The following is a 22344-nucleotide window of genomic DNA, read 5'->3' as shown; positions in this document are numbered from 1 at the left end:
CAGCAACATAATCAGCGTTAAACTATTCATACTATTTATTCTGGGAGAAAAGATGATGCGCGTACTGGTTGTTGAGGATAACGCATTGCTACGCCACCACCTGAAAGTTCAGCTTCAGGAGATGGGACATCAGGTGGACGATGCGGAAGATGCAAAAGAAGCCGATTATTATCTCAATGAACATCTGCCGGATATCGCCATTGTCGATTTAGGGCTGCCTGATGAAGACGGCCTGTCGTTAATTCGTCGCTGGCGCAGCCATGATGTTTCTCTGCCGGTTCTGGTTCTGACGGCACGCGAAGGCTGGCAGGACAAAGTTGAAGTGCTCAGCGCCGGTGCGGATGATTACGTCACCAAACCGTTCCATATTGAAGAAGTGGCGGCGCGCATGCAGGCACTGTTACGCCGCAACAGCGGGCTGGCCTCGCAGGTTATCTCTATTCCACCGTTCCAGGTCGATCTCTCCCGACGCGAGCTCTCCATTAATGATGAAGTGATCAAGCTGACCGCGTTCGAATACACCATCATGGAAACGCTGATCCGCAACAGCGGCAAAGTGGTGAGCAAAGACTCCTTAATGCTCCAGCTCTACCCGGATGCGGAACTGCGAGAAAGCCATACCATTGACGTGCTGATGGGCCGTTTGCGTAAGAAAATTCAGGTGCAGTATCCGCAGGATGTGATTACGACCGTCCGCGGTCAGGGCTACCTGTTTGAATTACGCTAAATGAAACGAATTTTGCGCCACATTCTCCCCCTCTCGCTGCGGGTTCGCTTTTTGCTGGCGACGGCCGCGGTGGTGCTGGTGCTGTCACTCTCCTACGGCATGGTCGCCCTGGTGGGTTACAGCGTCAGCTTTGATAAAACGACCTTTCGGCTTTTACGCGGCGAAAGCAATCTGTTTTATACCCTGGCTAAATGGGAAAACAACCAAATCACCGTTGAAATGCCGGAAAACCTGAATCAGCAGAGCCCTACTTTAGCCCTGATTTACAACGAGAAGGGAAAGTTATTGTGGGCGCAGCGCGATATTCCGTGGCTGCTCAAAAGTATTCGCCCGGAGTGGCTCAAAACCAACGGTTTTCATGAGATTGAAGCCGATCTCAACACCACCAGCACGCTGATCCGCGAAGATCGCTCTCTGCAGCAGAAGCTCAATGAAATTCGCGCTGATGATGCCGAGACGGAGATGACGCACTCCGTGGCGATCAATATTTACCCTGCCACAATGAACATGCCGCAGCTGACCATTGTGGTAGTCGACACCATTCCGGTTGAGCTAAAACGTTCTTACAGGGTCTGGAGCTGGTTCGTTTATGTTCTGGCCGCCAACCTGCTGCTGGTGATCCCGCTGCTTTGGGTAGCGGCATGGTGGAGCCTGCGGCCCATTGAATCCCTGGCGAGAGAGGTACGCGAACTGGAAGAGCATCATCGCGAAAAGCTCAATCCGGCAACCACCCGCGAGCTCACCAGCCTGGTGCGTAACCTCAATCGCCTGCTGAAAAGCGAGCGCGAGCGCTATGATAAGTACCGGACTACTCTAACCGACCTCACCCACAGCCTGAAAACGCCGCTGGCCGTGATGCAAAGCACCCTGCGTTCCATGCGCAGCTCAAAGCTGAGCGTCGACGATGCCGAGCCGGTAATGCTGGAACAGATCAGCCGAATCTCGCAGCAAATTGGCTACTACCTGCACCGCGCCAGCATGCGTTCCGGCAGCGCCCTGCTGAGCCGCGAGCTGCACCCGGTGGCTCCGCTGCTGGATAACCTCACGTCGGCCCTCAATAAGGTGTATCAGCGTAAAGGGGTGAACATCAGCCTCGATATTTCGCCTGAGATCAGCTTTGTCGGCGAAAAGAATGACTTTATGGAAGTGATGGGCAACCTGCTGGATAACGCCTGCAAATACTGTCTGGAGTTTGTGGAAGTCTCGGCGCGTCAGACGGACAACGAGTTACACATTATCGTTGAAGATGATGGCCCGGGGATCCCACGTAACAAACGTGATGTCGTGTTCGATCGCGGTCAGCGAGCGGATACGCTGCGCCCCGGTCAGGGCGTGGGATTGGCCGTCGCTCGTGAGATTGTTGACCAGTACGATGGCAAAATCGAAACCAGCGAAAGCTTGCTGGGCGGGGCCAGAATGGAAGTGATTTTTGGTCGTCAGCAGCCCACATCGGACGATAGTTAACCCGTTATGTGAAAAATGCGAGGATCTCGCAGCCGGGGGCCTGAGCTTCCGTTATAATCCGAGTCAGTAAGAGCCTGCGGAATAAAAAAATATGGATTATCACTTAACACTTAACTGGCCCGAGTTTATTGAACGTTACTGGCAAAAGCGCCCGGTGGTTCTGAAACGCGGGTTCAGCAACTTTGTCGACCCTATCTCGCCTGACGAACTGGCCGGCCTGGCCATGGAAAATGAAGTCGACAGCCGCCTGGTCAGCCACCAGGACGGGAAATGGCAGGTCAGCCACGGTCCTTTCGAAAGTTACGATCATCTCGGCGAAAGCAACTGGTCGCTGCTGGTGCAGGCGGTTAACCACTGGCACGAACCGACTGCCGCCTTAATGCGCCCATTCCGCGCCCTGCCCGACTGGCGCATGGACGATCTAATGATCTCCTTCTCCGTGCCGGGCGGCGGCGTGGGTCCACATCTGGATCAGTACGACGTCTTTATCATCCAGGGTACAGGCCGCCGCCGCTGGCGCGTGGGTGAAAAAGTGCCGATGAAACAGCACTGTCCGCATCCGGACCTGCTTCAGGTGGATCCGTTTGAAGGAATTATCGACGAAGAGCTGGAGCCGGGCGATATCCTCTACATTCCGCCAGGATTCCCGCACGAAGGTTATTCCCTGGAGAACTCGCTCAACTATTCGGTTGGGTTCCGCGCGCCGAGCGGACGCGAGATGATCAGCGGATTTGCTGACTACGTTCTGCAGCGCGAGCTGGGCAGCTATCGCTACAGCGATCCGGACGTGCCTGCACGCGAACATCCTGCGGATATTCTGCCAGAAGAACTGGATAAGCTGCGCGGCATGATGCTGAATTTGATTAACGAGCCGGAACATTTCAGACAGTGGTTTGGCGAGTTTATCAGCCAGTCTCGTCATGAGCTGGACGTTGCGCCGCCGGAGCCGCCTTATCAGGCTGACGAGATTTACGACGCGCTCCAGCAGGGCGATAAGCTGGTACGTCTGGGCGGATTGCGCGTGCTGCGCATTGGTGAGGAGGTCTTCGTCAACGGCGAGAAGCTGGACTCACCGCACCGTCCGGCGCTGGAAGCCATTGCCAGCCATATGGTGCTGACAGCCGAAACCTTTGGCGACGCGCTGGAAGATCCCTCCTTCCTCGCGATGCTTGCCGCGCTGGTCAACAGCGGGTATTGGTTCTTTGAGGACTGAGTAGTGATATGTGCCGGGTGGCGGCTTCGCCTTACCCGGCCTACAAAAGCACGATCCCGTAGGCCTGGTAAGCGTAGCGCCACCGGGCGTTTTTATCTCCGCTCCCCTGCTGCAAAATCCTCGATCTCTCCCGCCCAATCCACCGGATACACCCCTTCCCGTACATCGCGATGAAACGTTGAAAACAGCCAGTCGATAACCTTACTGGCATAGCCGTGCTTCACCGGATTGATGTAGACGTAATCCATATGCCGCCGGTAATCCTCTTCGTCACGGATGGTGTGCTCCCAGAAGCGTGGCTGCCAGATATGGCGCATTTCGATGTTGCGGCTAAACGTTTTTTTGATATCACGCCAGCGTGCCGAAAAGTCGCTATCTCCTTCCGGTAAGGTCCAGATACAGTGCATATGTTCAGGCAGAATAACCCACGCGTTGATCGTGAATGGCTTTGCACGTTTAACCATAGAGGTGGCAGTGCGCAGACTGTTGATATAACGGGTAAGCAAATCGCTCTGGCGGTTTTGCAGGTTGACGGTGAAGAACCAGGTTCCACCCGGGACGTAGTGGCGACGATAGTTTGACATGGCGCTCCTTGCCTTTCTGCTCGGTGGCGCTTCGCTTACCGGGCCTACACTCCGAACGTAGGCCGGGTAAGGCGTAGCCGCCACCCGGCTTAAAGCGGCTACCGCTTCGCGGTCAACTCCGCTATCCGCACAATCACCTTCACCGCTTTTTCCATTCCTTCCAGCGTCACGAACTCGTGCTTGCCGTGGTAGTTGTAGCCACCGGTAAACAGGTTCGGACACGGCAGCCCCATGAACGACAGCTGCGAACCGTCGGTACCACCGCGAATTGGTTTTAATACCGGCTCAATATCGCAGTCGCGCATCGCCTGCTGAGCGATATCCAGAATATGCGGATACGCCATCACCTTCTCGCGCATATTGTAATAGCTGTCTTCAATGATCAGCTCAATATAGCAATCCGGGTGTAAACCTTTGCCGACCTTTTTGGCGATCTCCATCATCTTACGCTTGCGCGCTTCAAAGGCTTTGCGGTCGAAATCGCGGATGATGTAGTGCATCTGCGCGCTGTCTACGGTGCCTTTGATGCTGGTCAGGTGATAAAAACCCTCATATCCTTCGGTCTGCTCAGGGCTCTCATCCGCCGGGACTTCCGCATGAATGCGCGATGCCAGCGACAGGGCATTTACCATCACACCTTTTGCGGAGCCTGGGTGAACGTTGTTCCCCACAATCTTGATTGTCACCGACGCCGCATTGAAGTTCTCATACTCCAGTTCGCCCACACCGCCGCCGTCGACGGTGTAGGCCCACTGCGCGTTAAAAGCCTCAACGTCGAAATGTTTCGCCCCTTTCCCTACTTCTTCGTCCGGCGTGAAGGCGACGCGTATATCTCCGTGCGGAATATTTTTGCCTTTCAACACCGCCAGCGCCGTCATGATTTCAGCGATGCCCGCCTTGTCATCCGCCCCCAGCAGCGTTTTACCGTCGGTGGTGATCAGCGTCTGGCCGAGCAGTTGATGCAACACCGGGAACATCACCGGTGACAGCACCTCGTCGCCAATACCCAGCGCAATATCACCGCCGCGGTAGTTTTCAACTATCTGCGGGTTCACATGTTTACCGCTAAAATCCGGAGAGGTGTCGACATGGGAGATAAAGCCAATCGCCGGAATATCACCCGCAACATTCGCCGGCAGCGTTCCCATCACAGTGCCTTTTTCGATCAACGTGACGTTAACCAGCCCCATGGCGTCAAGCTGCTCTTTAAGCAGGTTTAATAGCTTCCACTGGCCTTCGGTGCTCGGCACCTGGCGGACACCCGGCTTAGATTGGGTATCCAGCGAAACGTACTGTAAAAAACGCTCAAGTAATTTATCCATGCAGTCACCCTCACTTTTTGTGACAACATTATCAGTAAGCATCAAAACGCAAATATTGCGTCAGGTCACTTTTATCCCGCAAACGAGAACTTTTTACGTTTATATCTTTATGCGTTAATAAATGTAGCTTATGAATCAGTGACAAGGATTGGCGATTGCAGGGGATTGCCGTAGAATGTCCGCCCTCATTACGAGTCACCAAGGTGGTTACACACAAACCCCGCTTCAGTCTGCTGCCTGAGGCGTCTATATGGGACAGCGCAAAAATTGAATACACAATCCCGTTCTCGTTCACCGCTGGTGCAACTGGAACGAATTCGTAAAAGCTTTGATGGCAAAGATGTCATTTCCGACCTCAACCTGACCATCAATGATGGTGAGTTTCTGACGCTGCTTGGCCCCTCCGGCTGCGGCAAAACCACCGTACTGCGCCTTATCGCCGGGCTGGAAAGCGTTGATAATGGCCGCATCCATCTTGAGAACCAGGACATTACCCAGGTTCCTGCCGAAGATCGCCACGTCAATACCGTCTTTCAGAGCTACGCTCTGTTCCCGCACATGACCGTGTTTGAGAACGTGGCGTTTGGCCTGCGCATGCAAAAAACGCCGGCTAATGAGATCGAACCGCGCGTCACCGACGCCCTGCGCATGGTGCAGCTTGAGACGTTTGCCCAGCGAAAGCCTCACCAGCTCTCCGGCGGCCAGCAGCAGCGAGTGGCCATTGCCCGCGCCGTGGTCAATAAGCCGCGCCTGCTCCTGCTGGATGAGTCCCTCTCCGCGCTGGACTACAAGCTGCGCAAACAAATGCAGAACGAGCTGAAAGCGCTTCAGCGCAAGCTCGGTATTACGTTCGTTTTTGTCACCCACGATCAGGAAGAGGCGCTGACCATGTCCGACCGCATCGTGGTGATGCGCGACGGCAAAATTGAGCAGGACGGCACCCCGCGTGAAATTTACGAAGAGCCGAAGAACCTGTTCGTCGCCAGCTTCATAGGTGAGATCAATATTTTCGACGCCACGGTAATTGAGCGTCTGGACGACCAGCGCGTGCGCGCGAACGTGGAAGGACGCGACTGCACCATCACCGTGAACTTTGCCGTCGAAAAAGGCCAAAAACTCAACGTCCTGCTCCGCCCGGAGGATCTCCGCGTTGATGAGATCCACGACACGGCCGACGTCGAAGGCCTGATCGGTTACGTTCGCGAACGTAACTATAAAGGGATGACCCTTGAATCCGTTGTCGAACTGGAAAACGGCAAGATGGTGATGGTCAGCGAGTTCTTTAACGAAGACGACCCTGACTTCGACCATTCTCTGGACCAGAAAATGGTTATCAACTGGGTAGAATGCTGGGAGGTTGTGCTGGCTGATGAAGAACACAAGTAAGTTCCAGAACGTGGTCATTGCCACTATCGTCGGTTGGCTTGTGTTGTTTGTCTTTTTACCCAACCTGATGATCATCGCCACCAGCTTTTTGACCCGCGACGATACAAACTTCGTTTCGCTGGTCTTTACGCTGGATAACTACGCGCGCCTGCTCGATCCGCTCTATTTCGACGTGCTGCTGCACTCGCTGAATATGGCGCTGATCGCCACCGTGGCCTGCCTGCTGCTGGGGTATCCTTTTGCATGGTTCCTCGCGGGCCTGCCGCAAAAGGTTCGCCCCCTGCTGCTGTTTCTGCTGATTGTGCCGTTCTGGACCAACTCGCTGATTCGCATCTACGGGCTGAAAATCTTCCTCAGCACCAAAGGCTACCTCAACGCGTTTCTGCTGTGGCTGGGGGTGATTGATACCCCGATACGCATCATGTTTACCCCAGGCGCGGTGATTATTGGTCTGGTTTATATCTTGCTGCCGTTTATGGTGATGCCGCTCTATTCCAGCATTGAGAAGCTCGATAAACCGCTGCTGGAAGCGGCAAAAGATCTGGGGGCCAGCAAGCTGCAGACCTTTATCCGCATTATCATCCCGCTGACCATGCCCGGTATTATTGCGGGCTGTCTGCTGGTGATGCTCCCGGCGATGGGCCTGTTCTACGTATCGGATCTCATGGGCGGAGCGAAAAACCTGCTGATTGGTAACGTGATCAAGAGCCAGTTCCTCAACATTCGCGACTGGCCGTTCGGCTCCGCGACCAGCATTACGCTGACGGTGGTGATGGGTCTGATGCTGCTGGTCTACTGGCGCGCTTCTCGCCTGCTCAACAAGAAGGTGGAACTCGAATGATCGGTCGACTGCTTCGCGGCGGTTTTATGACCGCCATTTACGCGTATTTATATATCCCGATTATCATTTTGATCGTGAACTCGTTTAACAGCTCGCGGTTCGGGATCAGCTGGCAGGGGTTTACCACCAACTGGTACAGCCTGCTGATGAACAATGACAGCCTGCTGCAGGCCGCTCAGCACTCGCTAACGATGGCGATTTTCTCCGCCACCTTCGCGACGCTGATTGGCTCGCTCACCGCCGTGGCGCTGTATCGCTATCGCTTTCGCGGCAAGCCGTTCGTCAGCGGCATGCTCTTTGTGGTGATGATGTCGCCGGACATCGTGATGGCGATTTCACTACTGGTGCTGTTTATGCTGCTGGGTGTTCAGCTGGGCTTCTGGTCGCTGCTGTTTTCCCATATCACCTTCTGCCTGCCGTTTGTGGTGGTGACCGTGTACGCCCGCCTGAAAGGGTTCGACGTACGCATGCTGGAGGCGGCGAAAGATCTCGGTGCCAGCGAAATGACCATCCTGCGCAAAATCATTCTGCCGCTGGCGATGCCTGCCGTCGCCGCCGGATGGCTGCTCAGCTTTACGCTGTCGATGGATGACGTCGTGGTCTCCTCCTTCGTGACCGGGCCGAGCTACGAAATTCTGCCGTTGAAGATCTATTCGATGGTGAAAGTCGGCGTTTCACCAGAGGTGAACGCGCTGGCGACCATTCTGCTGCTGTTTTCGCTGGTTCTGGTGATCGCCAGCCAGGTTATTGCTCGTGATAAAACAAAATCTCAGGGGACAATGAAATGAAAAAAATGCTCGCCGCTGCGGCGCTGGTGCTTGGCATGGGTGCCGCACACGCTGATGACAGCAAAACGCTCTACTTCTATAACTGGACCGAATACGTGCCGCCAGGGCTACTGGAACAGTTCACCAAAGAGACGGGCATCAAGGTTATCTACTCGACCTATGAGTCGAATGAAACCATGTACGCCAAGCTGAAAACCTACAAAGACGGCGCGTACGATCTGGTCGTGCCTTCCACCTACTTTGTCGACAAAATGCGCAAAGAAGGCATGATCCAGAAGATCGATAAAACGAAGCTAACCCATTTTTCAAACCTCGATCCGGAGATGCTCAACAAGCCGTTCGACCCGAATAACGACTACTCCATTCCGTACATCTGGGGTGCGACGGCGATTGGCGTGAACAGCGAGGCCATCGATCCGAAAACGGTAACAAGCTGGGCCGATCTGTGGAAACCGGAATACAAAGGCAGCCTGCTGTTAACCGACGACGCGCGTGAAGTATTCCAGGTTGCGCTGCGCAAGCTGGGCTATTCCGGGAACACCACCGACCCGAAAGAGATCGACGCGGCTTACACTGAGCTCAAAAAACTGATGCCTAACGTGGCGGCGTTCAACTCTGATAACCCGGCCAACCCGTATATGGAAGGTGAAGTAAACCTGGGGATGGTGTGGAACGGCTCTGCGTATGTTGCGCGCCAGGCCGGTACGCCTCTGGAGGTCGTCTGGCCGAAAGAAGGCGGGATCTTCTGGATGGACAGCCTTGCCATCCCGGCCAACGCGAAAAACGTGGACGGTGCGCTGAAGCTGATTAACTTCCTGCTGCGCCCGGACGTGGCGAAACAGGTTGCCGAAACTATCGGCTACCCGACGCCAAACCTCGCCGCACGCAAGCTGCTGAAGCCTGAGGTGGCTAATGATAAGTCGCTCTACCCGGATGCCAGCACCATCAGCAAGGGTGAATGGCAGAACGACGTTGGCGACGCAAGCCGCCTCTACGAAGAATATTATCAGAAGTTAAAAGCGGGCCGATAAAGGACGCATTCCTCCTCACGCCGTCTGCACGGCGTGAGGAGACATTACCCTACCGCATTCTCCCCCGCCCATATTGTCGCGCTTCTCATCGCCTCGACCACCTCGTTCTCCGCAAGGCCCAGCGTGTGACTCAGCCTTGTAGCCTCCTCCCACTGCTGCTGTTCATAGCAACGACAGAGGGCAACCATATCGGCTAACGGCCCCTCCTGATGACACAGCGCGTTGCTCACGCTCTGAGGCACCGCGATCTGCTTCATCAACTCCGCCATCGGCAGCTCAAGAAGAGTATCGAGCAGCGAAAACAGACCGCACATGAAGGCATTTTCAGCCAGCAGCGGTTCGTTCATCTTCCCGGCTATCAGCTCACAAAATTTCCCGCGCATCATACTCAACGGGTAAAGCTCGCTGACGGTGTCATTGCCCGCGCTTGCCAGAACCACAACGGCAACAAACCGTCTCAGCTGGTTCTCACCGAGGTATCTGAGCACTTCGCTCAGGGTTAACTTGCTGAAATTACACGCGCCGACATGTTTAAATGCGGTGTGCTTCATATAGCGCATGATTTTCCAGGAGAGCGTGAGATCGCTTTTTATCAGCGACTCGATAATGCGAAAATCAGGTTTATTGCGTCCGATTTCCATTTGCAGACGGAAAATGGCCAGCTGATTTTGCGATAAGCGTTTATATTTAATGACCTCCGGACGGCAGAAAAAATAGCCCTGAAAAAGAGAAAACCCTTCATTCCGGAATTGAATGAATTCCTCTTTAGTCTCAATTTTTTCAGCGAGATAATTTATATGTTCTGTCTGATGTTTACGCGATGCCAGATACTGTTTAATTTGCGCTAAGGTATAATTTCTGACATCGAATTTCAGAATGGAAATATAGGGCAAAAAAGCATCCCATTCTGGCGCGAGAGTAAAATCATCCAGCGCGAACTGATAACCGTGCGCATGCATCTCCTTGACGGCCTGCAGCAGTTCAGCCCCCGGCTCCGCATCTTCCAGAATTTCAATGACTACACTCTCTTTATCCAGCGCTTCTCCGCTACGGTCGATGACCATCCGGGAGGGGAAGTTAATAAATGATGTATGTTCCCCGGCGATCCGCTGGGAGGGCACGCATAAAAACTGATCGGATATCATTCGGGATGTAGCATATTCCGCCGATACATCCGGAAAACGGTTTGTCATTCCCTCTCTGAAGAGCAGTTCATAGGCAACCGTCTTCATCTCCGGGTTAAAAATGGGTTGTCTGGCGATAAATCCGTACATATCCCATCCTCCTCTACCACTTAATATTTATTAGCATCCCCTTTCTACACGACAATAACGAGCATTATTAAGCGCTATTTTGATTGAATGCACAAAATAAAAGCATCCACACTAATTAACGGGAATTATATTTATCTTGTTGCGAATGGTAATAGCCTTTTTTGCAGCGCTTTTATAAACAAAAAAGCACCCGTTTATTGGGTGCTTGTTCAGGCTATCGCTATTACAGCCCTTTCAGCAGCTTGTCGACAAACTCCGGCACGACCGCGCTTGCCAGGCCATAGTGCTTCTCTTCAAACTCGCTGCCCACCTGGCTCGGCTCCAGGTTCAGTTCTACCGTATGCGCGCCGTGCAGTCGCGCTTCGTGAACAAACCCGGCCGCCGGGTAGACGTGACCAGAGGTGCCAATAGCAATAAATACGTCGGCCATCGCCAGCGCGCTGTAGATCTCATCCATGCCCAGCGGCATTTCGCCAAACCAGACCACGTGCGGGCGCAGGCGCGCAGGGAACTGGCAGCAGTGACACTTGTCCTCTGGCAGCACGTCTTCTTTCCAGTCCAGCACCTGACCGCTCCAGGCACAGCGAACCTTGAGCAGCTCACCGTGCATGTGGATGATGTTCTTGTTGCCGGCCCGCTCGTGCAGGTTATCGATATTCTGCGTCACCAGCAGAAAACGATCGCCAAGCGCCTCTTCCAGCTTCGCCAGCGCCAGATGCGCCGCGTTTGGCGCAATCTCAGGCTGCTGAAGCTGGCGACGGCGGGCGTTATAAAACGCCTGCACCAGGTCAGGATCCCGGGCAAAGCCTTCCGGCGTCGCCACGTCCTCTACACGGTGCTCTTCCCACAGCCCGTCCGCCGCACGGAAGGTACGAATTCCTGACTCGGCGGAGATCCCCGCCCCGGTCAGCACCACCACTCTGGGTTTATCCATCGCTTCTGGCATCATTCTGTCTCTGAAAAAAATCCGCTGGCGCAAGCGCTCACGCAAGCGGCGTTTATTTTTGCGAAAACGGCTGAGTCGACCCTGGCGACGCGACAGCATAAAAACCTCGTAAACTAATCGGTAAGATGAAGGAATGCGGCTCCGCGCATGCCTCCTGCGTCCCCGTGTCGCGCGCGTTCAATGCGCGGCACGCGGGCGACCGGCAATAAATGTCGGGGCAAACGCCCGGACAGCTGTTCCGTAATCGCAGTAAAGTTTGACAGCCCTCCCCCGATCACCAGCAGATCCGGGTCGACGATCGTGAGAATATTCCCCAGACACACCGCCAGCAGATCCAGATAGCGCTCGACGTGCTCACGCGCCTGCGCATCCCCTTGCTCCCACAGGGTAATGATTTGAGGGGCTTCAAGTTTCTGATGATAGAAGTGTTCATAAAGCCATGCAAACCCGCGTCCTGAGAGATAGTTCTCGATGCAGCCATGCTGGCCACAGCCGCAGCGGGTCAGCGGGAAATCACGCCCTACCACCTCCAGCGCATCCACCGGCAGACGGATATGACCAAACTCCCCGGTGATGTAGCTGCGACCGGTAATCGGCTTGCCGTTGATGACAATCCCTCCACCGACGCCCGTGCCGAGGATCAGCCCCATCACCAGCGGGTAGCGGCGGAACTCATCGTCCCAGGCTTCAGAGAGGGCAAAGCAGTTGGCATCGTTGTCTAAACGCACGTCGCGTTCAAGGAGAGCGGAGAGATCGGCGCGCAGCGGTTTACCGCTGGCCGCAGGCACGTTCGCGGCGTATAGCGTGCCGTCATCGGTTTCCGGCATCCCCGGAATACCGATGCCGACGCTGCCTTTCACGCCGAAGCGTTCGTCGGCTTGCGCCACCAGCGCGGCAATAGCGGTTAAAAATTCGTCGTAGCTTTCGCGCGGCGTCGGAACGCGGGTTTCCCACTGCAGTTTGAGATTTTTATCAAACACGCCGAGCGCAATCTTGGTGCCGCCAATATCAAATCCATAATACATAATGCATTCCTCTTTCTGACATAGCGGCCTCAGGACCGCTACACCATGACGTAATTACTGGCCACTTAATACCCTCGCCGGATCAATTCGGCTTGCGCGACGCGCCGGATACCAGCTTGCCAGCAGACTCAGTAAAAGTGCTGTAACCAGCACATAAAAAACGTCCAGCCAGTGCAATTCAGACGGCAGGAAGTCAATAAAATAGATGTCACCCGACAGGAACTGGTGGCCGATCAGCTTTTCAATCCCGTTGATGATTGGCGTCAGCTGCAGGGAAACCACCACCCCAATCACCACGCCGCACAGGCTGCCAAACAGCCCCGCCAGCAAACCGTACCAGACGAAGATGGCGCGAATAAGACCGTCTTTTGCCCCGAGAGTACGCAGCACGGCGATGTCGCCGCTCTTGTCCTTGACCGCCATCACCAGCGTTGAGACGATATTAAAACACGCCACGCCAATCACCAGCACCATCGCCAGATACATAATCGCGCGGATCATCTGGATATCACGGTACATATACCCGTAAGTGCCGATCCAGCTTTTGATGTAAACATAGTTATTGGTGACGCTGCCCGCATCACGCACCAGTTTGTTGGCGTTAAAGACGTCGTTCACCTTAATGGCAATGCCCGTCACGCTGTCGCCCATGTCGAGATACTGGCGCGCATCTTCCAGCGGAACCATCGCAAAACTATGGTCAAGCTGACCGCTCAGCTGAAGAATACCGGTAACGTGCAGACGCACGCGCTTGGGCTGCTGTAATTTGTGATCGGCGCTGGCGTTCGGGATCATGATTGACACCCAGTCGCCCTGCTTCACCTTCAGGGCATCGGCAACGCCTTTACCCATGATGATCTGCTGCTCGCCAGCCTTAAAGTTGGTCCACGCGCCGTTCTGGACATATTTCGGTAGCGCGCTGAGACGCTCTTCCTGCGCCGGATTAACCCCTTTAACCTGAATGGCGCGCAGGTTTACCCCGCTCTCTACCAGCCCGGTAAAGTTGATGTAGGGCGCGGCTGCGGCAATGCCCGGTACGTTTTCAACTTTAGCGAGCGCATCGCTCCAGTTGATCCACGGCTGGTTAACCGGCTCGATCTCCCCGTGCGGCACCACCGCCAGAATGCGGTTATTCAGCTCGCGCTCAAAGCCGTTCATGGCGCTCAAGCCCACAATCAGGACCGCCACACCCAGCGCAATACCGATGGTCGAAATGACGGAGATGAGCGAGACCATGCCGCCGCGACGGCGGCCGCGGCTAAAGCGTAACCCGATGAGTAACGATAACGGTGACGCCATTACTCTGCTCCCATCAGGGTCAGTTCCGCATTCAGATGGCCGTCGCGCATCTCAAGCTGGCGACCCATGCGCTTTGCCAGCTGCAGATCGTGGGTCACCACCAGAAAGGCGGTCCCCTGCGAGGCATTCAGCTCGCCCAGGAGCTGGAAGATACTGTCCGCATTGCGCGCGTCCAGGTTACCGGTGGGTTCATCCGCCAGTACCAGACGCGGGTTGTTGACCAGCGCCCGGGCAATCGCCACGCGCTGGCGCTCACCGCCGGAAAGCTCCGACGGGCGGTGATTTCCACGGTGGCCCAGCCCTACCGCTTTCAGCATATCGCTGGCGCGGGCGTTAATTTCTGCCGGTTTCTTTTTGCCAATCAGCAGCGGCATCGCCACGTTTTCCAGCGCCGTGAAGTCCGGCAGCAGGTGGTGGAACTGGTAGATAAAGCCCAGCTCGCGGTTGCGCAGCTCGGCCTTCGCTGCCGAGGACATTTTGCTCATCGGCTGGCCGGAGAAAATTACGTCGCCCTCGGTTGGCGTATCCAGCCCGCCCAGCAGATGCAGCAGCGTACTTTTGCCGGAGCCGGAGCTGCCGACAATCGCCATCATCTCGCCTTCCCCCACGCTAAAGCTCACATTGTGCAGCACGTCGGTTTGCACAGCGCCTTCCTGATAGCGTTTGGACAGGTTGTCGCATTGCAACAGGATCTTATTCATAACGTAAAGCCTCAGCGGGTTGAGTGGCGGCAGCGCGCCAGGAAGGATAAAGCGTAGAAAGCAGCGCAATGGCCATCGCGGCCAGCGCAATACCGACCACCTGCAGCGGCTCGATAGCCACCGGCAGCGCCGCGCCGTCAAGCAGCGCGCCGATGATCGGCATCAAATTATTAAGCTGGCTGGCAAGCAATGCCCCCAGCACGGCGCCGAGCAACGCGCCAATGACACCGGCACTGGCCCCCTGCACCATAAACACCGCCATGATCTGGCGCGGCGTGAGCCCCTGGGTTTGCAGGATGGCGACCTCGCCCTGCTTCTCCATTACCATCAGGCCCAGCGAGGTGATGATGTTAAAGGCAGCCACGGCGACGATCAGGCTCAGCAGCAGCCCCATCATGTTTTTCTCCATGCGCACGGCCTGGAACAGCTCGCCTTTACGCTCGCGCCAGTCCTGCCATTTGGTGCCGTCCGGCAGTTTTTGCTGGCTGAGGGTATCGACCTTCAGCGGCTGATCGAGCCACAGGCGCCAGCCGGTGATATTCCCCGCCGGGTAACGCATCAGGCGCGACGCATCCTGAATGTTCACCAGCATCTGATAGCCGTCAACTTCGCTGTTGGCGGCAAAGGTCCCAATCACGTTAAACAGGCGCTGGCTCGGCAGGCGCCCCATTGGCGTAAACTGGCTGGCGGACGGTACCATGACGCGCAGCTGATCGCCACGGTTGACGCCAAGCTGCCCGGCAAGCTGTTCGCCGAGGATGACGTTGTATTTACCGGCTTCGAGATCGGTTTGCTTCACATTGACCAGATACGGCGTCAGCGGGTCTTTTTGTGCCGGATCGATACCCAGCATCACGCCGACCGCCACGCTGCGGGCACTTTGCAGCACCACGTCGCCAGTGGTTAAGGGCGCAACGCGCGTGACACCCTGTAACTTCGCCGCGCTTTCCGGCAGCTGTTGCGGGTTAACCGAACCACTGGTGGATGAGAGAACGGCCTGCGGCATCAGCCCCAGGATATTGTTTTGCAGCTCGCGCTCAAAGCCGTTCATGACGGAAAGCACCGTCACCAGTGCCATCACGCCAAGCGTAATGCCAATAGTCGAAAGCCAGGAGACAAAGCGACCGAAGCGGTCCGCGGCGCGCCCACGCATGTAACGTAAGCCTATGAAGAGTGCGACAGGTTGATACATGAAATCCGTCTGTTTGCTGATAGCAGACCCACGAGTATATAAGCGAATCCGTTAAGGGTAAATGACTGAAACCGTAAGCTTTGGTAATCATTTTTCCGATAAATTCAGATAAATCAGCGTGCTATTGGATGAATCCTCGCCTCGCAGCCTCCACCTTTTCCGAAAAACGACCTGATACAGACTGTTACCCGTTACATCCCGGTTCCGTTTAACAACAATTGCTCGTTCGTTTATGGCAATAAGGTAGTCGCAAACAATGAAGCAAAAAGCATTATGGATTAACCAGATAAAAGGGCTGTGTATCTGCCTGGTGGTTATCTATCATTCGGTCATCACCTTCTACCCGCATCTGAGCGGGCTGCAACACCCGCTATCTGGGCTCCTGGCGAAATGCTGGGTCTATTTTAACCTCTATCTCGCCCCGTTCCGGATGCCGGTCTTCTTCTTTATCTCCGGCTATCTGATCCGTCGCTATATTGATGAGGTGGACTGGCGCACCAGTCTCGATAAACGGATCTGGAGCATTGTCTGGGTGCTGGCGCTGTGGGGCGTCCTGCAATGGCAGGCGTTGACTCACCTGAACGCCTGGCTGGCACCCGAGCGTGAGCTTGCCACCTCGTCGAACGCGGCCTACGCCGACTCGTTCTCAGGATTTGTGCTGGGGATGGTCACCGCCAGCACCAGCCTGTGGTATCTGTACGCCCTGGTGGTCTACTTCACGCTGTGTAAACTGCTGAGCCGCTGGAAGCTGCCGGTACTGGCACTGCTGGCGCTGGCAAGCATCGCGATCAACTTCCTGCCGCTGCCGTGGTGGGGAATGAACAGCGTGGTACGCAACATGATCTACTACAGCCTCGGGGCGTGGTATGGCGCAGAGCTGATGGCGTGGATGAAAAGCGTCAACCTGCGCCGCATCTGGCTGGCAACCGGCGCTTTCGCCGCCGTCTCCGTGGTGCTGTGGTTTGCTAACGTTCCGCTGCTGCTCTCATTGTTGTCGATTGTGCTGATCATGAAGCTGTTCTACAGCCTCGAGCAGCGCTATGCCGTTCACCCGAACAACCTGCTGAACGTGATTGGCTCAAACACCATTGCGATTTATACCACCCACCGCATCTTAATTGAGGCGTTTAGTCTGTTCCTGATTGGCGAGATGAATGCCGCTTACTGGCCGGTCTGGGCCGAACTGTGCTTAATCCTGGTCTATCCGTTTGCCAGCCTGCTGATCTGTACCCTTGCCGGGCTCGGGGTGCGTAAACTTTCCACTGCCCTGTTTGGGGACGTTTTCTTCTCTCCGCCCTCTACGCAGACCTTGTCACCCTCTACGCGTTAATGCCCGCTCCGCCCCCGTATTGGGGGCGTTTAGCCCTGCTGTGCGGTTACGATTTGCTTATGTAAAACGATCGAGGATAATAAAGACATTGCGTATCAGTGATATGCCCCAATACTGTTGGTATATCCATAAGAGACTCTGACATAGCCATGCCTGAACACGATCGTTATTCCTTGCCTGTCAAAGCGGGCGACCAGCGCCAGCTCGGCGAACTCACAGGCGCGGCCTGCGCCACGCTGGTGGCAGAAATCGCTGAGCGCCATCCTGGCCCGGTGATCCTGGTTGCCCCGGATATGCAAAATGCCCTGCGCCTGCACGATGAAATTCGCCAGTTCACCGATAGCCTGGTGTTCAGTCTGGCCGACTGGGAGACGCTGCCGTATGACAGCTTCTCTCCACATCAGGAGATTATCTCCTCGCGCCTGTCGACGCTGTATCAACTCCCGACCATGCAGCGCGGCGTGCTGATTGTGCCGGTGAATACCCTGATGCAGCGCGTCTGCCCGCACAGCTATCTGCACGGTCACGCGCTGGTGATGAAAAAAGGCCAGCGCCTGTCGCGCGATGCCCTGCGCGCGCAGCTTGACGGTGCAGGCTATCGCCATGTCGATCAGGTTATGGAGCACGGGGAATACGCCACCCGCGGCGCGCTGCTCGACCTTTACCCGATGGGCAGCGACCAGCCGTATCGTCTGGATTTCTTTGACGATGAAATCGACAGCCTGCGCGTGTTCGACGCCGACACCCAGCGCACGCTCGAAGAGGTGGAATCGATCAATCTGCTTCCTGCCCACGAGTTCCCGACGGACAAAACCGCCATCGAGTTGTTCCGCAGCCAGTGGCGCGACAGGTTCGACGTGAAGCGTGATGCCGAACATATCTATCAGCAGGTCAGCAAGGGTACGCTTCCGGCCGGGATCGAATACTGGCAGCCGCTGTTCTTCAGCGAGCCATTGCCTGCCCTGTTCAGCTACTTCCCGGCAAATACGCTGATTGTTAACACCGGGGATATCGACGCCAGCGCCAGCCGCTTTGAAAGCGAAACCCGCGCGCGCTTCGAAAACAGGGGCGTTGACCCGATGCGTCCGCTCCTGCCGCCGGAAGCGCTGTGGCTGCGCACCGACGAGCTCAACGCCGAGCTTAAGCGCTGGCCGCGCATGCAGCTGAAAACCGATTCGCTTGCCGATAAGGCCGCCAACACCAACCTCGCCTTCCGCACGCTGCCGGACCTGTCCGTTCAGGCGCAGCAGAAATCTCCGCTGGATAATCTTCGCAAGTTCCTGGAGTCCTTTACCGGGCCGGTGGTGTTCTCCGTTGAGAGTGAGGGCCGCCGCGAGGCGCTCGGTGAACTTCTGGGACGCATAAAGGTGGCACCGAAGCGTATTCTTCGCCTGAGCGAAGCGACCGGCAACGGTCGTTACCTGATGATTGGCGCCGCCGAGCACGGGTTCATTGACACGCTCAACAACCTGGCGCTGATTTGCGAAAGCGACCTGCTGGGCGAGCGCGTCGCGCGCCGCCGTCAGGACAGCCGTCGGACCATCAACCCGGACACTCTGATCCGCAACCTGGCCGAGCTGCATCCAGGCCAGCCGATTGTTCACCTGGAACACGGTGTGGGTCGCTATCAGGGTATGACCACGCTTGAGGCGGGCGGTATAAAAGGTGAGTACCTGATGCTGACCTACGCCAACGACGCCAAACTGTACGTGCCGGTGTCGTCCCTGCACCTGATCAGCCGCTACGCGGGCGGTGCCGAAGAGAATGCGCCGCTGCACAAGCTGGGCGGTGACGCCTGGGCACGCGCGCGTCAGAAAGCGGCAGAGAAGGTGCGCGACGTGGCGGCCGAGCTGCTGGATATCTACGCCCAGCGCGCGGCCAAAGAGGGCTTCGCCTTTAAGCACGACAAAGAACAGTACCAGCTGTTCTGCGACAGCTTCCCGTTTGAAACCACGCCGGATCAGGCCCAGGCCATTAACGCCGTGCTGAGCGACATGTGCCAGCCGCTGGCGATGGACCGCTTAGTCTGCGGCGACGTCGGCTTCGGCAAAACCGAAGTGGCGATGCGCGCCGCCTTCCTTGCGGTGGAAAACAACAAGCAGGTGGCGGTGCTGGTGCCAACCACCCTGCTCGCTCAGCAGCATTTCGACAACTTCCGCGACCGCTTCGCCAATTGGCCGGTGCGCATTGAGATGCTCTCGCGTTTTCGCAGCGCCAAAGAGCAGACGCAGATTCTGGAACAGGCAAGCGAAGGAAAGATCGATATTCTGATCGGCACCCACAAGCTGCTGCAAAGCGACGTGAAGTGGAAAGATCTGGGGCTGCTGATCGTCGACGAAGAGCACCGCTTCGGGGTGCGCCATAAAGAGCGCATCAAAGCGATGCGCGCGGACGTCGACATTCTGACCCTGACCGCCACGCCAATCCCGCGCACGCTGAACATGGCGATGAGCGGCATGCGCGATCTGTCGATTATCGCCACGCCGCCGGCACGTCGTCTGGCGGTGAAAACCTTTGTCCGCGAGTATGACAATCTGGTGGTGCGCGAGGCGATCCTGCGTGAAGTGCTGCGCGGCGGCCAGGTGTATTACCTGTATAACGACGTCGAAAATATCCAGAAAGCCGCCGACAGGCTGGCGGAACTGGTACCGGAAGCGCGTGTTGCCATCGGTCACGGACAGATGCGCGAGCGCGAGCTGGAGCGGGTGATGAACGACTTCCACCACCAGCGCTTTAACGTGCTGGTGTGTACTACCATCATCGAAACGGGAATCGACATTCCGACCGCGAACACCATCATCATTGAACGCGCGGATCACTTTGGCCTGGCCCAGCTTCACCAGCTGCGAGGCCGCGTCGGGCGTTCTCACCATCAGGCCTACGCCTGGCTGCTGACGCCGCATCCAAAAGCGATGACCACCGACGCGCAAAAGCGCCTGGAAGCCATCGCCTCGCTGGAAGATCTCGGTGCAGGCTTCGCGCTGGCCACGCACGATCTGGAGATCCGCGGTGCCGGCGAACTGCTGGGTGAAGACCAGAGCGGCTCCATGGAAACCATCGGCTTCTCGCTCTATATGGAGCTGCTGGAAAACGCGGTGGATGCCCTGAAGGCCGGGCGCGAGCCGTCTCTGGAGGATCTTACCAGCCAGCAGACCGAGGTCGAGCTGCGAATGCCTTCCCTGCTGCCGGACGATTTCATTCCGGATGTGAATACCCGTCTTTCATTCTATAAACGCATTGCCAGTGCGAAGAGTGAAAACGAGCTGGAAGAGATTAAGGTGGAGCTGATCGACCGCTTCGGCCTGCTGCCCGATGCGGCGCGTAACCTGCTGGATATCGCGCGCCTGCGTCAGCAGGCGCAGAAGCTGGGGATTCGTAAGCTTGAAGGCAACGAAAAAGGCGGCGTGATAGAATTTGCCGAGAAGAACCATGTCAACCCGATGTGGCTGATCGGTCTGCTGCAAAAACAGCCGCAGCATTTCCGTCTGGATGGTCCAACGCGTCTGAAATTTACCCAGGAGCTGACGGAGCGCAAAACCCGCATGGACTGGGTGCGTAACTTTATGCGTCAGCTGGAAGAGAACGCGATCGCGTAACTCGCCCTTCCCCCCCCCCCCCCGTTAGCGCAGTGCTGCCGGGGGACAATTTACAAACTCTTTGCACTTCACCCGATCTTCCCGACACACCCATTCGCCATAATTATCATTAACGCCTTATAAAACAATAACCCTATCATTTATATGGATTATAGTGATGATGACCTCTTCGCGTTTTACCCGCTGGATAACCCTGTTTGCGCTGGCAGCCACCGTCGCAGTTGCGCTTCCTGCGCGGGCAAACACCTGGCCCCTGCCGCCGCCCGGCAGCAAGGTCGTAGGCGAAAACCGCTTTCATGTGGTTGAAAACAATGGTGGTTCACTGGAAGCGATAGCCAAAAAATATAACGTCGGTTTTCTGGCTCTGCTGCAGGCGAACCCTGGCGTCGACCCGTACGTCCCGCGCGCGGGCAGCGTACTGACCATACCATTACAGACTATCCTGCCGGATGCCCCGCGTGAGGGGATCGTGATTAACCTTGCGGAGTTGCGTCTCTATTATTATCCGCCGGGCAAAAAAGAAGTGACCGTCTACCCTATTGGCATTGGTCAGCTGGGCGGCGATACGCTGACGCCGACAATGGTCACCACCGTCTCAGATAAACGTGCGAATCCAACCTGGACCCCGACGGCCAACATTCGCGCCCGCTATAAGGCCCAGGGTATCGATCTTCCTGCCGTGGTTCCGGCAGGCCCGGATAACCCGATGGGTCACCACGCGATCCGCCTGGCCGCATACGGCGGTGTTTACCTGCTGCACGGAACGAACGCGGATTTTGGCATCGGCATGCGCGTCAGCTCCGGCTGTATTCGTCTGCGCGATGACGATATCAAAACGCTGTTTAACGTTGTTACGCCGGGAACGAAGGTGAATATTATCAACACGCCGATTAAGGTCTCAGAGGAGCCAGGCGGCGTGCGGCTGGTTGAGATTCACCAGCCATTATCGAAAAATATCGGCGACGATCCGCAGACGTTACCCATTAACCTCAATGCCGCGATGGTGAGCTTCAAAACGAACGCGAATACCGATAGCCTGGTGATGGAGCGCGCGATGGAAGCCCGGTCTGGCATGCCGACCGATGTTACCCGGCACCATGATGTCCCCCAACAGTCGATGTAATACAGAAAGAAAAACGCCCTGCTAAGCAGGGCGTTTTTCATTGCAGTGGCATAAATGAGGGTTTATGCCCGGCTTATTTGTAGATAACAGCGGTACCGTGCAGGGTGTTAGGACCGGTCACAGAGGTGATGCGGTAAGATTTTGCACCCATTGCTTCCGCTTTTTGTGCCAGCTGATCTTCCAGTGAACCCAGGTTAGTCCCGGCAGAGGCAGAGATCGTCCCAACTTTATGCTGGTCAGCTGGGGTGGATTGTACCTGTACAGCAGCAGAGCTTGCGAAAGAGAGTGAACTCAGTACAGCAGCAGCGATGAGGGTTTTTACGTTTTTCATGATGTTTACCTTTGGCAGATGAATTTGGAGGTCGTTATCTATTTAGTTAACGATCGATAGGTAAATCATAAATGTGATCCAGCTCACGCGTCAACATAATTTTATAACGAACATTAATTAAATTTTAAAGTTGTTATTTTTCATACATATATGATTAATTTATTTTTAAGC

The 22344-nt window shown here is 55.9% G+C and carries 19 protein-coding genes; 10 read left to right on the top strand and 9 right to left on the bottom strand.

Annotation, left to right across the window (positions count from 1 at the left end; all coding sequences use genetic code 11):
- The first annotated feature begins 55 nt into the window (after nucleotides 1-55).
- From phoP to MX657_RS09110, 3 genes are all read left to right on the top strand, one after another.
- Nucleotides 56-727: a two-component system response regulator PhoP gene (gene phoP, locus MX657_RS09120; RefSeq protein WP_080328155.1), complete on the top strand. Its 672-nt coding sequence runs from the start codon at nucleotides 56-58 to the stop codon at nucleotides 725-727.
- A complete protein-coding gene (phoQ, locus tag MX657_RS09115; protein ID WP_080327492.1) occupies nucleotides 728-2191 on the top strand; it encodes a two-component system sensor histidine kinase PhoQ in 1464 nt (487 codons plus the stop codon). It abuts the gene before it with no gap.
- A 91-nt stretch (nucleotides 2192-2282) separates the two neighbouring features.
- Entirely contained in the window at nucleotides 2283-3404 is a 1122-nt protein-coding gene (locus MX657_RS09110) for a cupin domain-containing protein (RefSeq protein WP_346808163.1), read from the top strand.
- Between the two features lie 92 nt (nucleotides 3405-3496).
- On the opposite strand, the gene MX657_RS09105 is transcribed toward MX657_RS09110, so the two are convergent.
- Together MX657_RS09105 and pepT are read right to left on the bottom strand one after the other, a co-directional pair.
- The gene (locus MX657_RS09105) at nucleotides 3497-3988 is read right to left on the bottom strand and encodes an REP-associated tyrosine transposase (RefSeq protein ID WP_346808162.1); all 492 of its coding nucleotides are present in this window, start codon (nucleotides 3986-3988) and stop codon (nucleotides 3497-3499) included.
- Nucleotides 3989-4086: 98 nt separating this feature from the next.
- Nucleotides 4087-5310 carry a peptidase T gene (pepT, locus tag MX657_RS09100; RefSeq protein WP_346808161.1) on the bottom strand — a complete coding sequence of 408 codons (1224 nt, stop codon included), beginning with the start codon at nucleotides 5308-5310 and terminating at the stop codon, nucleotides 4087-4089.
- Nucleotides 5311-5547: 237 nt separating this feature from the next.
- Here pepT and potA point away from each other — a divergent pair, with 237 nt between their 5' ends.
- Genes potA through potD form a run of 4 tightly spaced genes read left to right on the top strand, consistent with a single transcriptional unit; the run spans nucleotide 5548 to nucleotide 9356 of the window.
- Nucleotides 5548-6696 (top strand): spermidine/putrescine ABC transporter ATP-binding protein PotA, encoded by a 1149-nt coding sequence (gene potA, locus MX657_RS09095; protein ID WP_346808539.1) that lies wholly within the window; start codon nucleotides 5548-5550, stop codon nucleotides 6694-6696.
- Complete coding sequence (gene potB, locus MX657_RS09090) at nucleotides 6680-7537, top strand: spermidine/putrescine ABC transporter permease PotB (protein WP_080327496.1); 858 nt, start codon at nucleotides 6680-6682, stop codon at nucleotides 7535-7537. Before potA ends, potB begins: the two co-directional genes overlap by 17 nt.
- A complete protein-coding gene (potC, locus tag MX657_RS09085) occupies nucleotides 7534-8325 on the top strand; it encodes a spermidine/putrescine ABC transporter permease PotC (protein WP_080327497.1) in 792 nt (263 codons plus the stop codon). The genes potB and potC overlap by 4 nt, the downstream gene beginning before the upstream one ends.
- On the top strand, nucleotides 8322-9356 hold the full coding sequence (potD, locus tag MX657_RS09080) for a spermidine/putrescine ABC transporter substrate-binding protein PotD (RefSeq protein WP_346808158.1): 1035 nt from the start codon (nucleotides 8322-8324) through the stop codon (nucleotides 9354-9356). Before potC ends, potD begins: the two co-directional genes overlap by 4 nt.
- 44 nt (nucleotides 9357-9400) lie before the next feature.
- Here the strand turns inward: potD and MX657_RS09075 are convergent, their stop codons facing one another.
- The 6 genes from MX657_RS09075 to lolC all read right to left on the bottom strand — a co-directional run bounded on the left by MX657_RS09075 (nucleotide 9401) and on the right by lolC (nucleotide 15793).
- Complete coding sequence (locus tag MX657_RS09075) at nucleotides 9401-10630, bottom strand: EAL and HDOD domain-containing protein (RefSeq protein WP_080327499.1); 1230 nt, start codon at nucleotides 10628-10630, stop codon at nucleotides 9401-9403.
- Between the two features lie 223 nt (nucleotides 10631-10853).
- Nucleotides 10854-11675 carry a Sir2 family NAD+-dependent deacetylase gene (gene cobB / locus MX657_RS09070; RefSeq protein WP_080327500.1) on the bottom strand — a complete coding sequence of 274 codons (822 nt, stop codon included), beginning with the start codon at nucleotides 11673-11675 and terminating at the stop codon, nucleotides 10854-10856.
- Nucleotides 11676-11689: 14 nt separating this feature from the next.
- Entirely contained in the window at nucleotides 11690-12601 is a 912-nt protein-coding gene (nagK, locus tag MX657_RS09065; RefSeq protein ID WP_080327501.1) for an N-acetylglucosamine kinase, read from the bottom strand.
- Nucleotides 12602-12655: 54 nt separating this feature from the next.
- On the bottom strand, nucleotides 12656-13900 hold the full coding sequence (gene lolE / locus MX657_RS09060) for a lipoprotein-releasing ABC transporter permease subunit LolE (protein ID WP_346808157.1): 1245 nt from the start codon (nucleotides 13898-13900) through the stop codon (nucleotides 12656-12658).
- Entirely contained in the window at nucleotides 13900-14601 is a 702-nt protein-coding gene (gene lolD, locus MX657_RS09055; RefSeq protein WP_346808156.1) for a lipoprotein-releasing ABC transporter ATP-binding protein LolD, read from the bottom strand. The genes lolE and lolD overlap by 1 nt, the downstream gene beginning before the upstream one ends.
- Nucleotides 14594-15793: a lipoprotein-releasing ABC transporter permease subunit LolC gene (gene lolC / locus MX657_RS09050; protein ID WP_119914839.1), complete on the bottom strand. Its 1200-nt coding sequence runs from the start codon at nucleotides 15791-15793 to the stop codon at nucleotides 14594-14596. The genes lolD and lolC overlap by 8 nt, the downstream gene beginning before the upstream one ends.
- Nucleotides 15794-16049: 256 nt before the next feature.
- On the opposite strand from lolC, the gene MX657_RS09045 reads away from it, so the two are divergent.
- The 3 genes from MX657_RS09045 (at nucleotide 16050) to ldtC (ending at nucleotide 21842) form a co-directional block, all read left to right on the top strand.
- Nucleotides 16050-17123, top strand: a complete 1074-nt coding sequence (locus MX657_RS09045) for an acyltransferase family protein (RefSeq protein WP_080327504.1) — start codon at nucleotides 16050-16052, stop codon at nucleotides 17121-17123.
- Nucleotides 17124-17272: 149 nt separating this feature from the next.
- The gene (gene mfd, locus MX657_RS09040; protein WP_346808154.1) at nucleotides 17273-20719 is read left to right on the top strand and encodes a transcription-repair coupling factor; all 3447 of its coding nucleotides are present in this window, start codon (nucleotides 17273-17275) and stop codon (nucleotides 20717-20719) included.
- Nucleotides 20720-20876: 157 nt separating this feature from the next.
- Nucleotides 20877-21842, top strand: a complete 966-nt coding sequence (ldtC, locus tag MX657_RS09035) for a L,D-transpeptidase LdtC (protein WP_080327506.1) — start codon at nucleotides 20877-20879, stop codon at nucleotides 21840-21842.
- A gap of 73 nt (nucleotides 21843-21915) precedes the next feature.
- Here the strand turns inward: ldtC and bhsA are convergent, their stop codons facing one another.
- Nucleotides 21916-22173 (bottom strand): multiple stress resistance protein BhsA, encoded by a 258-nt coding sequence (bhsA, locus tag MX657_RS09030; protein ID WP_217479789.1) that lies wholly within the window; start codon nucleotides 22171-22173, stop codon nucleotides 21916-21918.
- Between the last annotated feature and the right edge of the window lie 171 nt (nucleotides 22174-22344).

Origin of the sequence: Enterobacter chuandaensis (assembly GCF_039718975.1) — a bacterium.
Lineage (GTDB): Bacteria > Pseudomonadota > Gammaproteobacteria > Enterobacterales > Enterobacteriaceae > Enterobacter > Enterobacter chuandaensis.
This window is presented reverse-complemented; position numbering and strand designations above follow the sequence as displayed.